We start from the raw sequence: 17,663 nt of genomic DNA on the forward strand, positions 1-17,663 counted from the left end.
GCGCCTGGTGAAAACGCAGCGGCATCATTCTTGTTGGTATCCGGTTAACTGCTATTCGTAACGAATAGGTTTCAGCGTGCGGCATCCTCTAGGCGGGCGATGGTTTCATCTCGCCCCAGGACCAACATCATATCGAACACACTGGGTGATACCGCGCGTCCAGCGAGAGCCGCGCGTAAAGGCCCGGCCAGCTTGCCTAGTTTCATGTCATGAGCTTCGGCAGTGGATGCGACGACCCCTTCCAGGATGTCTCGGGACCAGCTAGCATTTTGCAACTGCGGCGTCAATTCCGCCAGTATACCACGGGATACATCTGTAAGCTGAGATGTGGCCTTTTCATCGGGCGCTATCGGGCGAGATGTCAAAATAAAACGCGCTTTTTCAATGAGTTCCGGGAATGTCTTTGCCCGCTCTTTCAGGCAGTACATCGCCCTCACCATTCCGTCAGCCTGCGTTTCAGTCAAGGTATCGGCACCCGTTGCCGCAAGGTAATCCTGCATTTCTTGCAGCAGTGCAGCATCGCTCGCGACAGCGATATGCTGGCCGCAGATGTTTTCCAGTTTTTTGAAGTCAAATCTGGCCGGTGACTTGCCGATCCCGCTCAGATCAAACCATTCTTTGGCCTGCGCATCCGAAAAGAATTCATCATCACCATGGCTCCAACCCAGCCGGGTCAGATAGTTTCGCATGCCTGCCGCCGGATAACCGAGGGCCTGATATTCCGCGGCACCGGTCGCGCCATGCCGTTTTGACAGCTTTTTGCCGTCCGGGCCAAAGATAAGTGGAATGTGCGCCAAGGTCGGTTTCTTCCACCCCATTGCTTCGTAGATCAGGTTTTGGCGAAAGGCATTGGCAAGGTGATCGTCACCGCGCACAACATGGGTGACACCCATATCGTGATCATCAACAACGACAGCCAACATATAGACAGGCGTTCCGTCCGAACGCAGCAGGATCATGTCGTCAAGTTGATCGTTGGACCACGTCACATCGCCCTGTACCTCGTCATGCAGGGTTGTTTGACCATCTCTTGGGGCTTTGATGCGGATGACATACGGCGCATCGGGATGTTGAGTTTCGGCCGCATCGCGCCACGGAGAACGAAACAGGGTCGAGGTTTTCTCAGCCCGCGCTTTTTCGCGAAATGCTTCAATGTCTTCTTGTGTGCTGAAACACTTGTAAGCATGGCCTTTTGCCAACAGATCATGGGCGATTTCGGCATGACGCGCTGCATTTGCTGCCTGGCTTGAGGGTTCCCCGTCCCAGTCCAGCCCAAGCCATGTCAGACCATCAAGGATCGCCTGACGGTTTTCATCCGTTGAGCGCGCCTTATCCGTATCTTCGATACGCAAAAGAAACTTGCCACCGCGTCCACGTGCAAAGAGCCAGTTAAATAAGGCGGTACGGGCGCCGCCGATATGCAGGGCGCCGGTCGGAGACGGCGCAAAACGTGTGACGACTGACATGGGGTTGTTAACCTTTCGCTAACCAGCTTTCCGGTAGGGTTCCGGCTTGGGGGTGGGATACGAAACTGCGGGGTGAAGGACAAGTGCAGGCGCAGCTTGAAAGCGCGCTTCTGGCGCAACGTGGCGGGCTGATTGGCTGGGTTCCGGTCTGTTTGGGCATCGGTGTGGGCACGTACTTCAGCCTGAGTAACGAACCTGACATTGTTGTTTTGTCATGCGCTGCTGTGGTCGGCCTGGTGTGTCTGATCGGGGCCCGATTGGTGCCGGTCGCCTATGCCCCTATTTGCATGGCCATTGTGCTTGTTCTGGCAGGGCTTGGGCTGGCCAAGGCCCGGGTCTCTTTGCTGGATGCACCTATCCTGACCTTTCGCTACTATGGCCCTATTGAGGGGCGTGTTGTGAATATTGACCGCTCTGCCAGTGATGCGGTGCGACTAACCCTTGATCGGGTCGTGCTTGCGCGCATGGCGCCTGATCGGACGCCAGCGCGGGTACGCGTCTCTCTGCATGCGGATCAACCGTTGCAGGTCTTTACCCCCGGCGACGTCGTCATCCTTACGGGGCATCTGTCGCCACCCGCCGGGCCGGCCGAACCCGGTGGGTTCGATTTCCAACGGCATGCCTGGTTTTTGCAGATCGGTGCTGTCGGTTATTCGCGGACACCTGTCCTGCGGTTCAGCGTCCCGGACAAACCCGCGCTGGCAACGCAGATATTCGGGATGCGCATGGCGATTTCACGCGCGGTCCAAGAAGCGATGCCGGGCGAGCCGGGGGCCTTTGCCGCGGCGATCATGACAGGTGATCGTTCGGGGATGGGACAGGAGACGTTGACGGCACTCCGGGCGTCAAATCTTGCCCATTTGCTGGCTATATCGGGCTTGCATATGGGGTTGTTGACCGGGTTTATCTTTGCAGTAGTACGCTATGGCTTGGCCGTGATCCCGGGTGTTGCTTTGCGTTGGCCAACCAAAAAAATCGCAGCCATCTGCGCCTTATGTGTCGGTGCATTTTATCTGGCCCTTTCGGGCGGCAATGTCGCGACAGAGCGCGCCTTTATTATGGTGGCCGTGATGTTTGTCGCGATCTTGCTGGGGCGGCGCGCGCTGACGCTACGTGCCGTCGCGATGGCTGCGATGGTTGTGTTGATTTGGCAACCAGAGGCCTTGATCGGGCCCGGCTTTCAAATGTCGTTTGCCGCAACAACAGCTTTGGTCGCCGTGTTTGGAGCTTTGCGTCGGTTTGATCTGACGCGGCTGCCAAAATGGAGTCGTCCGATTTTATCGGTCGTTTTGTCATCCTTCATCGCAGGGTTGGCGACCGCGCCCTTTGCCGCCGCACATTTCAACCAGATTGCGCACTATGGATTGATCGCCAATGTGGTGAGCGTGCCGCTGATGGGTGCGCTCGTCATGCCTGCGGCAGTCCTCGCTGTGTGCCTTGCGCCCTTTGGGTTGTGGGAAATCGGCCTTTGGTTGATGGAAATTGGCCTGCGTTGGATCCTGTTTGTTGCCGGGTCGGTCGCAGGGCGCGACGGCGCGCTTAGTCATATTTGGGCGCCGGATTGGTTTGTCCTGCCTTTGTTATCTTTGGGCCTGCTGTGGATTATTCTGGTGCAGGGGCGCGGGCGGTACGCGGGGGCTGCGGCCGTGATAGGTGCTGCAATTCTGTGGCAGCAAACAGACCGTCCGTTGCTGTTAGTGGCTGATAGTGGATCGCTGATCGGTTTGAACAGCGCGGAAGGGCGGGTTTTGTCCAAGCCAAAGGGCAGCGGGTTTGTCGCCGGGATATGGCTTGAAAACGATGGCGGTCCGGTGTCGCAAGAGCAAGCGGCGTCAAGGGTGGGCCTTGCGCACGTAGGACGTATCACGCAAGCGAAATTGGGTGAGTGGATAGTTCTGCAAGTTTCTGGAAAAACCGCACTCGCGGGCATTGCGGGATGCGGCGGAGCAGATGTGCTGATCAGCAATCAGACCGATGAAATCGCCAGACCTTGCCAAGTCTACGATATTCGTCGGCTGCGCAACACCGGTGCGTTGGCGCTTGATCTGACCAAAAACGGCGATTTGTTGATCGAAACAGCCCATCGTGTGGCTGGCCAACGGCCTTGGAACATGCATCAAGGACCGCGGCCTGATCCGCAGACCTTGTCACTTGCGCAAAGAAAAAGGGCCGCCGAAGTGACCCTTTTCATACAGACCCGGTTGGATCAATAGGTACGGATCAGACCGACCAACCGTCCTTGGACCTTGACCTGATCATCGCGAAAGACGCGTGTTTCATAGGCCGGGTTGGCCGCTTCCAGTGCGATCGCGCTGCCGTTCTTGCGGAACCGTTTGAGCGTAGCTTCATGACCTTCGACCAACGCGACAACGATATCACCATTGTCAGCGACGCTGGTTTCCCGGATGACGACGACATCACCATCGTTGATGCCAGCATCAATCATCGAGTCGCCTTTGACCTCTAGTGCATAGTGATCACCAGCCCCAACCATGGACTGCGGCACTGACACATTGCGAGACGCCTCGCTGATCGCCTCAATCGGAACGCCCGCAGCGATGCGGCCCATCATGGGCAAGTCAACCGAGCCATTGTCAACCGGAAGAGCCGTAACAGGCGTGCTGTCTGGTTTATCACCGTCAATGACACGCGGCGTGAACCCGGTTTTTCCCTGCATCGCATCAGGCAGCTTGACAATTTCCAGTGCGCGGGCACGATGCGCAAGTCGACGAATAAAGCCGCGCTCTTCCAGTGCCGTGATCAGGCGGTGAATGCCGGATTTTGAGCGCAGATCAAGCGCCTCTTTCATTTCATCGAAGCTGGGCGGGACGCCATCACGTTGCACCCGCTTGTGGATAAACTCTAACAGATCGAGCTGTTTCTTCGTCAACATATGGCTGCTCCGTTGTCACGTTTTGCATATGTTCTATGCATGTTCTTGTTTTGTGTCAACAATACACTTGATAGGTGCGGCGCAGTTAAATGCGAATGATCTCGATCGTGTCACCGGCATCACGCGCCGGGTCGCCAACAGGACGTATGGCAAGACAGTTGGCGTCGGACAAAACAGTCAGCAGCGCGCTGTCCTGTCTGTCAAAGACGGTGACACCCTGTGGCCCAGCGTACGCGCGCATGTAGTGTTCCCGCGGCCCGTTGGCGGCAATAGGCTTTGCCAGTTGTCGCATTTCACGGGGTGCCGCGGCTTCACCAAGGCCAAGCATCTTTCGGATGACCGGAGCGAGGAATATGGTTCCACACACCATTGCCGAGACTGGATTGCCGGGCAAGCCGATCATCGTGGCGTGGTTCATACGACCCGCCATCAACGGTTTTCCGGGGCGCATGGCCACTTTGTAAAAAGATCGTTCCAGACCCACAGAGGTTGCGACATCTGCCACAATATCATGATCGCCAACCGACGCGCCGCCGATTGTCACAATGACATCCGCATCTGCAGCCAGCGCAAAAGACAACTCCAACGAGGCTTTGTTGTCGCGTGCGATGGGCAGGAGCCGCGCGTCCGCCCCAAGAGCTTCGATCAGGGACGCAAGCCCGTAACTGTTCGAGGCGACAATCTGGTCATCAGCCGGCGTTTCGCCGGGCTGCACCAATTCATCACCGGTTGCGATGATCGCGACAACCGGCCTGCGGGTGACGGGTACAGTTGCAATATTCATCGCAGCAAGAAGTGCGATATCCGCATGTCCAAGCAAGCGTGGTGCCTGAATAACATCGCCGATGGCGAAATCAGCGGCGGCTGGCCGCACATGTGATTGCTCATTCGGACTTTCATCAAGCGTGATCATCATGCCGGAACGGGTGACATTTTCCTGAATAATCACATGATCGGTGCCATCGGGCAGGGGCGCGCCTGTAAAGATCCGTACTGCCTGTCCTTGTGCCACACGTCCCGGCCACAGATGGCCCGCTGCGGCTTCGCCGACAACATCAAATGTTTGGCCGGGTCTGACCGCCGTGGCATGTACCGCATAGCCATCCATCGCGGATGCCGCGAAGGGTGGCTGATTGCGGGTTGCCGTGACGGCTTGTGCCAGAACGCGTCCATGGGCACCGATCAGTGGCACGTTTTCAGCTTCAAGGGGCGCAACAAGCGCAAAAAGATTGGCGAGTGCGGTCTCAACCGAGATCATGGATTTTCAAACCGGCCCGACTTACCGCCATCCTTGAAGGTCAACTTTATACCGCTGATTTCCATGTCCTTTTGCACCGCTTTGACCATGTCATAGACCGTCAGGGCGGCGGTGCTTACGGCGGTCAGCGCTTCCATCTCTACGCCTGTTTGACCACCGGTTTTGACCGTAGCGGCGATGCGCACGCCGGGCAACGTAGTGTCCGGGGTCAGGTCCAACGCAACCTTGGTGATGGGCAGCGGGTGGCATAATGGGATCAGATCGGCAGTTTTCTTCGCCCCCATGATACCTGCAATCCGCGCGATCCCCAGTACATCGCCTTTGTCAGCGCGACCTTCTGTAATCAACAAGAGCGTCGCTGAGGTCATCCTGATGAAACCTTCCGCAACCGCGATGCGTGCAGTTACCGGTTTGTCGGAGACGTCAACCATATGCGCCTTACCCTCGCTGTCAAAGTGCGACAGGCCGGCCATTACAGTGTGCCCGTGGCGGGGTTTGCAAGAAGCGTCCGCGTGGCTGTTGCCACATCATCTTGTCGCATGAGGCTTTCGCCGATCAGGAATGTCCGCGCCCCGTAGCGCGCCATGTCAGCCAGTTCATCCGGTGTGTTCAATCCGCTTTCGCAGACGATCATACGATCTGTGGGCACAAGCTTGGATAGGGTGCGTGTGGTGTCCAGCGTCGTCTCAAACGTCTTGAGGTTGCGGTTGTTAATCCCCATGAGCGGTGATTTGAGTGCTGTCGCCCGTTCCAGCTCTGGCGCATCATGGACTTCGATCAGCACATCCATGCCCCAGCTGAACGCCGCCTCTTCCAGTTCCTGCGCCTGAGCGTCGCTGACGCTGGCCATGATGATGAGGATGCAATCTGCGTGCAGCGCACGGGCCTCGGCCACCTGATAGGTGTCATACATGAAATCTTTGCGCAGGGCGGGCAAATCGACAGCACTGCGCGCAGCGGTCAGATAGCTGTCGTCGCCTTGAAACGATGGCCCGTCGGTCAAAACAGACAGACAGGTCGCGCCGCCTTCGGCATAGGCTTGCGCCAACGCTGGTGGATCAAAGTCAGCGCGGATCAAACCTTTGGACGGACTTGCCTTCTTGATTTCAGCAATCAGGCCATACCCCTCACGCGCCGCGTTGGCGAGGTTGTCGGCAAAACCACGGGTCGGCGGGGCCTCTTTTGCGCGGGCTTCGACCTCGTCCAATGGCACGGCGGCTTTGCGCGCTGCGATCTCTTCCAGCTTATAGATTTTGATCTTTTGAAGGATGTCGCTCATGGGTCCGCCCAGTTGATTGGCTCTTGGCCATGATCAATAAGCCACTGGTTCACCTTTGAAAATGGGCGAGAGCCGAAAAACCCCGGTAGGCCGACAGCGGGGACGGATGGGCAGATTGAATGACCAGATGATGCGCTGACAGGTATTTGGCGTAGGACTGCGCCGGAGCCCCCCACAGAATGAAGGCGCGGGGCCGGGCGTCGAGCCGATCCAGAATCTCAACAACCAAGTCCTGCCATCCCAGCTTTGCGTGCGCCTTTGGCTTGCCGGGCGGCACTGTCAGCGCCGTGTTGAGTAGCAATACTCCTTGGTCTGCCCAGTCATGCAAAGAGGTTTTGCGCCGAACTTCTGAGGTATCATCATGAATTTCCTTGAATATATTGCCGAGGCTGTCCAGCCGCCCACCAAAATCAGTTGGGATCGAAAAGGCCAGCCCGTCGGCTTTTCCGGGGGAATGATAGGGGTCTTGCCCAAGGATTACGACGCGCGTGTCATCAGGTTGCGTGCATGCGAGCGCTGCAAACGTCAGGGCGGGCGGCGGCAGGAATTTTTGGCCAACCTTGCTGGCAATCGCCGGAAGGTTATCGGCGAAAAACGGCAAATCTGCCCAAGCACCCAATCCCGTCAGATCAAAAGTCACGCCGCCGATGTGATGCGGGCAAGCGCTTCAACCGCCTGTTTGGCTTTGCCTGCATCGATACTATCTTTCGCCCGTTCCACCCCGTCTTTGAGGTTGCTAACCTTATCCGCGACGACCAATGCGGCAGCGGCGTTCAGCAAGACAGCATCGCGGTATGCGCCCGCTTTGCCATCAAGCAGAGCAGACATGGCAGCTGCATTCTCTTGCGGTGTGCCGCCAAGGATATCGCGGAAATTGTGGACCGGCAGACCCGCATCTTCTGGATGGATTTCACGAGATGTGATCTTGCCATCTTCAAGGGCAGCCACTGACGTTGGTCCGCAGATCGTGATCTCATCTGTGCCGTCACTGCCGTGGACCAGCCATGCCTTTTCCGTGCCGAGCTGTTGCAGCGTTTCGGCCATCGGAAAGATCAGATCAGGGGCAAAGGCACCAGTAAGTTGACGCTTCACGCCTGCCGGATTTGTTAATGGTCCCAATATGTTAAAGATCGTTTTTGACCCCAATTCGACGCGAACGGGTCCCACGTGTTTCATGGCAGGATGGTGCATCGGCGCCATCATGAAGCCGATGCCAGCCTCTGCGATGGCTTTCTCAACAATCTCTGGTCCCACCATTACGTTGATGCCGAGTGCGCCCTGAACATCAGCTGTACCTGATTTCGAGGATAAATTGCGATTGCCGTGTTTCGCGACTGGCACGCCAGCACCGGCGACAACAAAGGCTGTTGCTGTTGAAATATTTAACGTGTGTTTGCCATCGCCGCCGGTCCCGACAATATCCATTGCCCCGTCGGGTGCTTTTACCGGCACGCAATGGGCACGCATCACCGCCGCCGCTGCGGCATATTCGGCCACGGATTCGCCGCGTGCACGCAAAGCCATCAAAAACCCTCCGATCTGCGCAGGGGTTGCCGTCCCTTCAAACAGATAGCCGAATGCTTCCTCCGCTTGGGCGCGCGATAGCGGGCCTTCGGAGGCCGCAAATATCAGCGGCTTCATTGCATCGCTCATGCCGCCACCTTGATCGTCTTGAGGAAGTTTTGAAGCATATGATGACCGTGCTCGGAGCGGATACTTTCAGGATGGAATTGCACGCCGTGAATGGGCAACTCTCGGTGCTGGACACCCATGATCGTACCATCTTGTAGAGCGGCTGTGATTTCGAGGCTTGCGGGCAGGGTATCGCGGTCGATGACCAGAGAATGATATCTTGTCGCCTCAAATCCGTTGGGCAGGTCCGCAAACAAACCTTTTCCCGTGTGCTGCATCGTTCCCATCTTGCCATGTACGATTTCGTGGCAGCGGGTGATTTTGCCGCCAAAGGCCTCGCCGATCGCCTGATGACCAAGGCAGACACCGATTAATGGTGTTTTTGTCTCTGCGGCGGCATGCACCATAGCTAAACAAATGCCTGCATCGGCTGGTGTGCCCGGTCCAGGCGACAACATAATCGCCTCTGGCTGCATGCCCATTGCCTCTTGCACATTGAGCACATCATTGCGTTTCACCACGACGTCCGCACCCAATTCGCCCAAGTAATGGACCAAATTATATGTGAAGCTGTCGTAGTTATCGATCAAAAGCAGCATGGTAAAATCCCGCGCAGGTGGAAATAGGGGCTACCGCAGCCCCGGTAAGAGGCGATATAACCAAATTAATACATGGGCCGGGACGTGAGGTGGCGTCAAGGTCGAACAAAGGGTGTGGGCAGAATGCGAAGCTTCATTCAGGGCAGTCTATGGGGGCTGGTTGTTGGCGGCGTGGGACTGAGTTTTGTCTCGCTTGTGAATGAGCAGCCAAACCTAGCATCGGGCCCGCCAGCGCCACAGTTGGCCGTACCCGAGCTGGAGGTCGTTGACGAGGGTCCGACGGTGGCCTTGCAGGCACCTGTTGAAGAGACGCCAACATTTGCGCCTGTCGCACCATTAGAGGATGTTGCCGAAGCCACGGATGCAAACCCGCAAGTGGACACGGCACCTGCCGCTTTGCCACAAACCGCTGATGTCGACGCGGCGATTGCTGCACCCACAACAGGATCCGAGCCCGCGTTGCAAAGCGATGCTGATGCGCCAATCGTGGCCCAAGATGAGGCAGAGCAGGTGGTCGCAGCGCCGCAAAGCGATGCGCTTGTGATCGATACAGCACCAGCTGCCCCACGTCCGCAAGACGACCCACCCGAGGTGATTGTCATCGAACTTGGCGTACCCGAGCAAGATGATACGCCAGTAACAGAGACACCAGCCGAACCGCTGATCACGATTGCGGATGAACCTGAGGCGCCTGCAGTTACCATTGAAAATGAGACTGACAGCGCAGCGCCGGTAGAAGAGAACGAGACCGACGTTGCGGCTGCCGAAGGTGAGATAGGCAACCCAGAGACCGAGGTCGCGCCTGAAGCCGTGCCAGAGACACCAGTCGAGGAGATTGAGGCACCAACCGTCGAAGATGAGGTCGTCGTCGCACCTGAGCCTGAGGAGGGCACGCCCGATCAACCGGCGCAAGTTGCTGATGCGGGTGAACCTGTCACTGTTACGCCTGCCTTGCCCCAAACTGATACACGGGTCCGGATCAATCGACCTGACGAGGAAACCGAGGATGCGGACGCGGTCCCATCTGAAGAGGTGTTGCCTGTTGATGTTCCTGCGGTTGAACGCTATGCGGCGGCATTTGAGAACCCCAATGATCTGCCAATGATTGCGATCATCTTGTTGGATGTTGGCGCGGATGCGTCGGTGACCGATGCGGTGTCTGACTTGGGGTTCACACCGACAATCGTGGTTGATGCACTTGCTGCCGACGCCGCCAAGACGATGGCTGCCTACCGTGCAGCCGGTATCGAAGTTGCGATGCAGGCAGACCTGCCGGATGGGGCGCAGCCCGTTGATGTCGAGGTGGCTTTTGAAGCTGCATTTGCGCAGTTGCCAGAGGTGGCGATGTTGTTCTCAAACGGGGAAGGTGCGTTACAGGATCGCGCCGTGACCACCCAGATTATGGAAATTCTTGCGGCGGATGGGCGCGGGTTTGTCACGGTTCAACGCGGGCTCGGCAATGCGGCCCGTATTGCTGCGCAAGAAGGTGTAACGGCTGCGACGGTCTTGCGGGATCTGGACGGTGGCGGTGAGGATGGCGGTGCGATTACCCGCGCGCTTGATCAGGCGGCATTCCGTGCACGGCAGTCTGGCGATGCTGTTTTGCTGGGGCGCATGACGCCACAAACCTTGGATGCGTTGCGTGACTGGGCCGCGGAGCTGGATCAAGAGACGCTGGCGATTGCGCCGGTATCTGCGGTGTTGCTGGGCCAGACGGAGCAGTAGGTAAAGGGCTTTAGTTGCCGCTGCTGCGAAACATCGTAGCGTCTGCCGCTGCTTTGCGAATGGCATTCGATTTGTGCACGGTTTCTTGATATTCGGCCTCTGGGTCGCTGTCATAGACAACACCACCACCAGCCTGAATATAGAGCTTTTCATCCTGCAAAACTGCCGTCCGCAAGGCGATGCACATGTCCATATCGCCGTTGGCGCTGAAGTACCCGCAACCGCCGCCGTAAACGCCGCGCTTCTCGGGCTCAAGTTCGTCGATAATTTCCATTGCACGAACTTTCGGGGCACCGGATACAGTACCAGCGGGCATGCCAGCAAAGAATGCGCTCAGCGCATCCTGATCATCCGCTAATTCGCCCACGACATTCGACACGATGTGCATGACATGGCTGTAGCGCTCCACGATAAACTGCTCGGTTGGACGCACGGTGCCGATCTTGCTGACTTTGCCGGTATCATTGCGACCCAGATCAAGCAGCATCAGATGTTCGGCCAGCTCTTTTTTGTCGGCCATCAAATCGGCCTCATGTGCGGCGTCCTCTGCCGGGGTCGCCCCGCGCGGTCGGGTGCCTGCGATCGGTCTTATTGTGACCTCCTTCCCGAAGACACGGACCAGTATTTCCGGACTGGCCCCAATGACCTGAAACCCACCAAAGTTGAAAAAGAACATGAAGGGTGATGGGTTTGTGCGGCGCAACGAACGATAAAGCGCAAAGGGTGGTTCGCGAAATTCTTGCGTCCAGCGCTGTGACGGGACCACCTGAAAGATATCGCCCGCTTTGATATAGTCTTTCGCCTTGTCAACAGCCGCAAGATAGGCGTCATGCGCAAAGTTTGAGACAGGCGGTGCCACGGGTGCTGGCTCGGCCAGATCGCGCGCTTCGCTGGGCATCGGTCGTTCAAGGCTGCGCTGCGCATCCATGACGCGTTCTGCTGCTTGCGCATAGGCCGCGCGCGCAGACAGTCCGGAATTGACATAAGCTGGGGCCACAAGGATCACATCACCTTTGACGCCGTCCAGCACCGCAACGATGGAAGGTCGCAGCATCATCGCGTCCGGCAGCCCAAGGGGGTCTGGGTTCACGTCAGGCAGATGTTCAACCAACCGGATCATGTCATATCCAAGATATCCAAATAGCCCCGCAGATGCCGCCGGTAAACCTTGTGGCAGTTCAATCCGCGATTCCGCGAGCAGGGCGCGCAAAGCCGAGAGAGGATCATCCTCGATGGGTGTGAACGCTGTCTCATCAAACCGGGCAGAGCGGTTCACCCGCGATGCCGTGCCGCGACATTCCCAAATCAAATCTGGGTTCATCCCCACAATCGAGTAACGCCCCCGAACTTCGCCGCCGGTGACGCTTTCCAGCATGAAGGCATTTTTGCCTGCGCCGGATAGTTTCAACATCAGCGACACCGGGGTGTCCAAGTCGGCGGCAATACGGGTGTAGACGACTTGATTGTCGCCCGCCTCGTATCCTTTTGCAAAAATTTCGTAGTCGGGCAGAAGTGCCATCGTCAGCCTATTGGAACTGTGCGTTGATCGCGTTGATCGTCTGTTGATTCAGTGCTTGTTCGGTTCGCTGGCGAACCGACGTGGCATAGGCGTCAAAGATATCCTGTGCGATGCCAGAGCGGGCATTCTCCGCGACTGCTTCGCGTTGGGCAATCACGGCCTCGTCGGTCAGGTCCGGTGCCGCAACAGTATCAAGGCGCACAATGATGGCGCGGTCTTCAGCATCAACAACGCGGACCTCTCCGATCGCCATTTCAAAAAGTTGATCGTTGAAGTCAGGTGGCGTGCCTTCAACGAAAGCACGGCGTGTCAGGTTTTCCTCGACCAACGGTTCCAGTCCGAGCGTGTCAAATCCGGTCAAAGGCAAAATGTCTGCAGCGATTTCTTCGGCTTTTGCAATTACGGCATTCTGCTGTGCTTGGGCCTGCCAAGCAGCAGAGACTTCTTCGCGAACATCGTCGAGCGGTTGAAGCGTGGGCGGGGTGATACCGTCAAGCCGCAGCGCAAAGATACCACCATCGGCAAGATCATGAATTTCCGCGAATTGACCTTCCTGCACCGCACCAGCTTCGCGGCGGAACGCGTCGTAAGCGGCGATGCCGTCGGTATTGTCGGGGGTCCAGTTGATTGTTCCGAGGCGCAGATCCGTGCGCTCTGCCAGATCTTCCATTGTTGCCCCACCGGCGAGCAGGTCGACGATGGGGTCCGCGTTATCATTGATGAATTCCCGGGCCGCTTCTGTCGCGAGTTCATCACGCAGTGCTGGCGCGGCTTCTTCCAGTGGTGTTTCCTGAGCCGACAGAACAGCATTCATCCTGAACAGGGCGGGGCCCAAGGGGGAATTGAATGGCCCGACCACCTCACCCGCCTCGGCGGCGAATACGGCGTCACCGGCGCTGCGCAAATCTTCTTTGCTGACGTCGCCCAAATCAATGTCGGCAAGCGTCAGGCCACGCTCGGCCACAAGGTCTTCAAAGGTCGTCTCACCGGCGTCAAGACGTCCCAAGGCTTCGTCGGCACGTTCTTGGTTCAGATAAACCAGTCGTTCAACCAAACGACGTTCTGGCTGAATGAATTCGTCGCGTCGCTGATCATACAGGCCAGAAACCGCCTCGTCAGTGACCACCATATCGTCAAGAATCATATTCGGTGTCAGCCAGACGTAGGTGATGTTGCGGCTCTCGGGCAGGGTAAACGCGGCAGGGTTTGTGTCGTAGTATTCCTGCTGTACTTCAGGCGTTGCGCCGGGAACAGGGGCCGTTAGATCCTCTGCATCGACGACAGCCCATGTAATGCTGCGTGTTTCTGAGATGTATTGCACCAACGCGTCGGCATAGGCGTCGGGCGCAGGAATGCCGCTCACCACGGCACCTTGCAAAAGGGTCCGCGCTGTTTCTTCGCGCAGACCCGTTTCAAATTCGGCGGCGGTCTGGCCCGATTGCTGCAATGCCAGGCGGTAGGTTTCGCGGTTGAAACCACCGGCACCCTGAAAGGCGGGGATTGCTTGCAGACGCTCAAAGACGCGCTCATCGCCGACGGAAACGCCCAGTTCGCTGGCCTCATTGTCTAAGGTGCGCAAAAGAACCACTTGGTTGAGTGCGACCTGATCAATGCCAAAAGCCTGCGCCTGTTGGAAAGTAATCTGCTGGCCAAACTGCGCAGAAAGCGCACGAATTTGTTCGTTCAGCGCGCGTTGGTAGGACGTCACTGACACTTCTTTGTCTCCGACCGTGCCAATGCTGCGGATGTTCCCGCTGAGCCCGCCCGTGCCAAACCCGGCGAGACCCAATAGGATGACGCCAACGATGATCCATGCACCGTACCGAGGTTTGTTTTTCTGTGCCATTGTCCCGACTGCTCCACCCGCTGGTTTGCGTCTGAATAAGGGCGGCAGGCCGGGGGTGCAAGCCTTAGAAATGCAGTTCAGACAGCCTGTTGAAAAGGGTTTCGACCCCAGACCGGTCGATGTTGGCAAAAGCGATGCGCAGCTGGCTTTCGCCGCCGGGTACGTGGTCTGGCATAAACATCGTGCCGGGCAGCAGCAAAACGCTTGCCTCTTTGACCAAAAGCGGTGCCAAATCCGCCGATGAGATGGCAAACGGATGCTGGACGTAGGCGAAGTAGGCACCACATCCCAGAAGCCGCCAATCCTTGTCAGCAAGCAGATGGAAATGGTCGTTAATCGCGGCACGGCGGTCGAGAATTTCCAACCTCTCACCAGCAAGCCAATCGCCCAGGTTCTGCATGCCCCAAAGTGCCGCGTGCTGACCCAATTGGTTGGGGCAGATGGTGACAGTATCGAGAAATTTTTCGATTTCGGACAGACGGGCTGTGCTGGCGACCACGGCACCAACCCGGTGGCCGGTAAGCCGGTAAGCCTTTGAAAAGGAATAAAGGTGAATCAGCGTTTCGTCCCATTGCGGGTCTGCGAACAGGGTGTGCGGCTCCCCGCTGCGGCTGTCAAAATCGCGGTATGTCTCGTCCACGATCAAGGTGATGCCATGGCCGCGTGCGAGGTCACGGAACGCGGTCAGTGTTGCGGCTGGATATTCGACGCCGCAAGGGTTGTTTGGGCTGACCAGTGCGATTGCACGCGTTTTTGCGGTGATCAGTTTGGCGGCGTCCGCGGCGGATGGTACCATGTCATCGCCCGTCATCAGCGGTACGGTTTTGACACCGGACATATCCAGCCACATGCGATGATTGAAGTAGTAGGGGACAGGAACGATGACCTCATCCCCTTCGCTGCACAATGTGGCAATAGATGCCGCGAAAGCCTGATTGCAGCCAGATGTGATGGCCACCTGGTCTGATGTGATGGTGCCACCGTAGTTTGTGCTCCACTGTGCCGCAACTTCTGCGCGTAGCGCTGGCAGGCCAAGGACGGGGCCATAAAGATGGGCTTCGGGTTCGTTCAAAACGATATGGGCCATCGCTTCTCGCAAAGGGGCGGGTGGCGGATCAACGGGGGCTGCCTGGCTGACGTTGAGCAATGGACGATCCGCGGAATGTGTCACTCCGGCAAGCCAACGCCGCGCCTCCATCACGGGTGGGGCAAAGGTCGCGTTCGTGCGTGATTGGGTCATAGCGTTATCCAAAAGGAGCGGCTGCGCCGCACGATATTATGAGGTGCCTCCGGCGGGAATTTCTTTGGCAAGATGATATGGCGGGGCCTTAGTCTTTGCCCCGGTAGGGTTCGACATATTGTAGCGCCATGTCCCATGGGAAAAAGATCCATGTGTCCTGACTGACCTCAGTAATAAACGTGTCGACCTGCGGGCGTCCTTTCGGCTTGGCATAAACGGTCGCGAAATGGGCGTTTGGGTAGAGTTTTCGCACCAATTCGAGCGTTTTTCCACTGTCCACAAGGTCGTCGATGATCAAGATACCTGTGCCGTCGCCCATCAGATCCTTGTCCGGTGCCTTGAGGACTTCTGCCGCGGATTGATCTTGATGGTCATAGCTTTTGACGCTGATTGTATCGACCGTGCGAATGTCCAACTCGCGCGCCGCAATCATGGCCGGGGCCATGCCGCCCCGTGTGATAGCAACAACGGCCCGCCACGCGCCATCGTCGGGCCCTTTCCCGTCCAACCGCCACGCAAGCGCGCGGCTGTCGCGGTGGATTTGATCCCAGCTGATGTGAAATCCTTTTTCATGGGGCAGGCGGTCAGTCATCGGATGAAATCCTATTCTTTGGTGATGTCGGGTGCATCGACGGCCTTCATGCCGATCACGTGATAGCCGGCGTCAACATGCAAGACCTCACCCGTGACGGCGCTGCCTAGGTCAGACAGCAGATAGAGTGCCGAATTTCCGACTTCTTCTTGGGTGACAGTACGTCGCAGTGGCGCGTTATATTCGTTCCATTTCATGATGAGGCGGAAGTCACCGATGCCCGATGCTGCGAGCGTTTTGATGGTGCCTGCACTGATCGCATTCACGCGGATTTTATCCTTGCCAAGATCCTCTGCGAGATAGCGGACAGATGCTTCGAGGGCAGCTTTGGCAACGCCCATCACGTTGTAGTGGGGCATCACTTTTTCGGCCCCGTAGTATGTCAGCGTCAGACAAGAGCCACCGTCTGTCATTAACTTTTCGGCGCGCTGAACAACGGCTGTGAATGAGTAAACCGAGATATCCATCGACGTCAGAAAATTGCTGCGACTGGTTTCAACATAGCGACCACGAAGTTCACTTTTGTCTGAAAAACCAATGGCATGTACGACAAAGTCCAACTTTCCCCAACGCGTTTCGAGCGCCGAGAAGAGTGCGTCAATCGATGCTTCGTCACCGACGTCGCAGGGCAGCACGATATCGGACCCGACGGATGCTGCGAGTGGCCCCACACGTTTTTTGAGCGCTTCACCCTGATATGAAAATGCGAGCTCGGCACCAGCGTCGGCACAGGCCTTGGCGATGCCCCACGCGATTGATTTGTCGTTGGCTAGCCCCATGATCAGGCCTCTTTTGCCCTGCATCAGTCCAGAAGTCATCGCGATCGTCCTTTGTTATTTGCCCGTTGGCTTATACGTCGTTTAGGGGATTGCAAGCGGTCCAGCAAGTATCTGAACAATGGCGCAAAAAGCTTGCTACTGTTCCCGATTGCTCTTAAGCCTACGGATGGGGGTTTTGTTAGGGATCAGCTATGTCTGACCGGGACGGCATTTTTGCGGGACCAGACCCGTTCGCCATTGCGCGGCAGTGGCTTGATGCTGCCAGCGAGACAGAGCCCAATGATCCCAATGCAATAGCTCTTTCGACTGTTGATGCTGATGGCTTGCCGAATGTACGTATGGTTCTTTTGAAAGACATCGAATTGGATGCATTTGTGTTCTACACGAACTATGACAGTCGCAAAGGGCAAGAAATTGCCCAATCTGGCAAAGCCGCGTTCGTTCTGCATTGGAAATCACTCGCAAGGCAGATACGTGTGCGGGGGGTCGCTTCGAAAGAAGATGGTCCCATCGCTGATGACTACTACAAGTCGCGCTCAATTAAGAGCCGGCTAGGTGCTTGGGCATCAAAGCAGTCGCAGCCGTTGACGTCACGTGCCGCTTTAATGGCAGATGTGGCGAAGGTAACAGTGCAAAAAGGTTCGGACCCGGAACGGCCGCCTTTTTGGGGTGGTTTCCGGATTGTGCCTCTGGAAATTGAGTTTTGGTCTGATGGTGCATTTCGATTGCATGACCGGTTTCGGTGGTCACGCAGTGGAGTCGATCAGGATTGGGAGATAACGCGACTTTCTCCTTAACTGTCACAATTTGTGACAGAGTGGGATGTAAGAAATGG

The 17,663-nt window shown here is 57.0% G+C and carries 15 protein-coding genes and 1 pseudogene; 3 read left to right on the top strand and 13 right to left on the bottom strand.

Features of this window, described 5'->3' with window-relative positions:
• Positions 1-71: 71 nt before the first annotated feature.
• On the bottom strand, positions 72-1,466 hold the full coding sequence (gene gltX / locus ACZ1G5_RS17120; protein WP_472733993.1) for a glutamate--tRNA ligase: 1,395 nt from the start codon (positions 1,464-1,466) through the stop codon (positions 72-74).
• Positions 1,467-1,549: 83 nt separating this feature from the next.
• On the opposite strand from gltX, the gene ACZ1G5_RS17125 reads away from it, so the two are divergent.
• The gene (locus ACZ1G5_RS17125; RefSeq protein ID WP_472733994.1) at positions 1,550-3,679 is read left to right on the top strand and encodes a ComEC/Rec2 family competence protein; all 2,130 of its coding nucleotides are present in this window, start codon (positions 1,550-1,552) and stop codon (positions 3,677-3,679) included.
• Here ACZ1G5_RS17125 and lexA read toward each other — a convergent pair.
• The 7 genes and pseudogenes from lexA to ACZ1G5_RS17160 all read right to left on the bottom strand — a co-directional run bounded on the left by lexA (position 3,673) and on the right by ACZ1G5_RS17160 (position 9,127).
• Positions 3,673-4,359: a transcriptional repressor LexA gene (gene lexA / locus ACZ1G5_RS17130; protein ID WP_472733995.1), complete on the bottom strand. Its 687-nt coding sequence runs from the start codon at positions 4,357-4,359 to the stop codon at positions 3,673-3,675. The two genes, ACZ1G5_RS17125 and lexA, sit on opposite strands and share 7 nt — an antisense overlap.
• Before the next feature lie 85 nt (positions 4,360-4,444).
• A complete protein-coding gene (locus ACZ1G5_RS17135) occupies positions 4,445-5,617 on the bottom strand; it encodes a molybdopterin molybdotransferase MoeA (RefSeq protein WP_472733996.1) in 1,173 nt (390 codons plus the stop codon).
• On the bottom strand, positions 5,614-6,090 hold the full coding sequence (gene moaC / locus ACZ1G5_RS17140) for a cyclic pyranopterin monophosphate synthase MoaC (protein ID WP_472733997.1): 477 nt from the start codon (positions 6,088-6,090) through the stop codon (positions 5,614-5,616). Before moaC ends, ACZ1G5_RS17135 begins: the two co-directional genes overlap by 4 nt.
• A complete protein-coding gene (gene trpC / locus ACZ1G5_RS17145) occupies positions 6,090-6,896 on the bottom strand; it encodes an indole-3-glycerol phosphate synthase TrpC (RefSeq protein WP_472733998.1) in 807 nt (268 codons plus the stop codon). Before trpC ends, moaC begins: the two co-directional genes overlap by 1 nt.
• Positions 6,893-7,536 (bottom strand): annotated as a pseudogene (locus tag ACZ1G5_RS17150) (uracil-DNA glycosylase). The gene trpC and the pseudogene ACZ1G5_RS17150 overlap by 4 nt, the downstream one beginning before the upstream one ends.
• Positions 7,533-8,549: an anthranilate phosphoribosyltransferase gene (trpD, locus tag ACZ1G5_RS17155; RefSeq protein ID WP_472733999.1), complete on the bottom strand. Its 1,017-nt coding sequence runs from the start codon at positions 8,547-8,549 to the stop codon at positions 7,533-7,535. Before trpD ends, ACZ1G5_RS17150 begins: the two are co-directional and overlap by 4 nt.
• On the bottom strand, positions 8,546-9,127 hold the full coding sequence (locus ACZ1G5_RS17160; RefSeq protein WP_472734000.1) for an anthranilate synthase component II: 582 nt from the start codon (positions 9,125-9,127) through the stop codon (positions 8,546-8,548). The genes trpD and ACZ1G5_RS17160 overlap by 4 nt, the downstream gene beginning before the upstream one ends.
• Positions 9,128-9,250: 123 nt before the next feature.
• Here ACZ1G5_RS17160 and ACZ1G5_RS17165 point away from each other — a divergent pair, with 123 nt between their 5' ends.
• Complete coding sequence (locus ACZ1G5_RS17165; RefSeq protein WP_472734001.1) at positions 9,251-10,852, top strand: divergent polysaccharide deacetylase family protein; 1,602 nt, start codon at positions 9,251-9,253, stop codon at positions 10,850-10,852.
• A 10-nt stretch (positions 10,853-10,862) separates the two neighbouring features.
• Here ACZ1G5_RS17165 and trpE read toward each other — a convergent pair whose 3' ends face one another.
• The 5 genes from trpE to fabI form a co-directional block, all read right to left on the bottom strand.
• Positions 10,863-12,371, bottom strand: coding sequence for an anthranilate synthase component I (trpE, locus tag ACZ1G5_RS17170; protein WP_472734002.1), 1,509 nt, complete (start codon positions 12,369-12,371; stop codon positions 10,863-10,865).
• Positions 12,372-12,378: 7 nt separating this feature from the next.
• Complete coding sequence (locus tag ACZ1G5_RS17175; protein WP_472734003.1) at positions 12,379-14,217, bottom strand: peptidyl-prolyl cis-trans isomerase; 1,839 nt, start codon at positions 14,215-14,217, stop codon at positions 12,379-12,381.
• A 64-nt stretch (positions 14,218-14,281) separates the two neighbouring features.
• On the bottom strand, positions 14,282-15,457 hold the full coding sequence (locus ACZ1G5_RS17180) for an aminotransferase (RefSeq protein ID WP_472734004.1): 1,176 nt from the start codon (positions 15,455-15,457) through the stop codon (positions 14,282-14,284).
• Between the two features lie 88 nt (positions 15,458-15,545).
• Positions 15,546-16,049, bottom strand: coding sequence for a xanthine phosphoribosyltransferase (gene gpt, locus ACZ1G5_RS17185; RefSeq protein WP_472734005.1), 504 nt, complete (start codon positions 16,047-16,049; stop codon positions 15,546-15,548).
• Between the two features lie 11 nt (positions 16,050-16,060).
• Entirely contained in the window at positions 16,061-16,867 is an 807-nt protein-coding gene (fabI, locus tag ACZ1G5_RS17190) for an enoyl-ACP reductase FabI (protein WP_472734006.1), read from the bottom strand.
• Between the two features lie 152 nt (positions 16,868-17,019).
• On the opposite strand from fabI, the gene pdxH reads away from it, so the two are divergent.
• Entirely contained in the window at positions 17,020-17,625 is a 606-nt protein-coding gene (gene pdxH / locus ACZ1G5_RS17195) for a pyridoxamine 5'-phosphate oxidase (RefSeq protein WP_472734007.1), read from the top strand.
• The last annotated feature ends 38 nt before the right edge of the window (positions 17,626-17,663 follow it).

The organism is Yoonia sp. JB2-21 (assembly GCF_055693545.1).

What these genes read in the sequence shown, in the direction of transcription:
- gltX (WP_472733993.1), bottom strand. Translation starts at nt 1,466, where the DNA reads ATGTCAGTCGTCACACGTTTTGCGCCGTCTCCGACCGGCGCCCTGCAT.
- lexA (WP_472733995.1), bottom strand. Translation starts at nt 4,359, where the DNA reads ATGTTGACGAAGAAACAGCTCGATCTGTTAGAGTTTATCCACAAGCGG.
- ACZ1G5_RS17135 (WP_472733996.1), bottom strand. Translation starts at nt 5,617, where the DNA reads ATGATCTCGGTTGAGACCGCACTCGCCAATCTTTTTGCGCTTGTTGCG.
- moaC (WP_472733997.1), bottom strand. Translation starts at nt 6,090, where the DNA reads ATGGCCGGCCTGTCGCACTTTGACAGCGAGGGTAAGGCGCATATGGTT.
- trpC (WP_472733998.1), bottom strand. Translation starts at nt 6,896, where the DNA reads ATGAGCGACATCCTTCAAAAGATCAAAATCTATAAGCTGGAAGAGATC.
- trpD (WP_472733999.1), bottom strand. Translation starts at nt 8,549, where the DNA reads ATGAGCGATGCAATGAAGCCGCTGATATTTGCGGCCTCCGAAGGCCCG.
- ACZ1G5_RS17160 (WP_472734000.1), bottom strand. Translation starts at nt 9,127, where the DNA reads ATGCTGCTTTTGATCGATAACTACGACAGCTTCACATATAATTTGGTC.
- ACZ1G5_RS17165 (WP_472734001.1), top strand. Translation starts at nt 9,251, where the DNA reads ATGCGAAGCTTCATTCAGGGCAGTCTATGGGGGCTGGTTGTTGGCGGC.
- trpE (WP_472734002.1), bottom strand. Translation starts at nt 12,371, where the DNA reads ATGGCACTTCTGCCCGACTACGAAATTTTTGCAAAAGGATACGAGGCG.
- ACZ1G5_RS17175 (WP_472734003.1), bottom strand. Translation starts at nt 14,217, where the DNA reads ATGGCACAGAAAAACAAACCTCGGTACGGTGCATGGATCATCGTTGGC.
- ACZ1G5_RS17180 (WP_472734004.1), bottom strand. Translation starts at nt 15,457, where the DNA reads ATGACCCAATCACGCACGAACGCGACCTTTGCCCCACCCGTGATGGAG.
- gpt (WP_472734005.1), bottom strand. Translation starts at nt 16,049, where the DNA reads ATGACTGACCGCCTGCCCCATGAAAAAGGATTTCACATCAGCTGGGAT.
- fabI (WP_472734006.1), bottom strand. Translation starts at nt 16,867, where the DNA reads ATGACTTCTGGACTGATGCAGGGCAAAAGAGGCCTGATCATGGGGCTA.
- pdxH (WP_472734007.1), top strand. Translation starts at nt 17,020, where the DNA reads ATGTCTGACCGGGACGGCATTTTTGCGGGACCAGACCCGTTCGCCATT.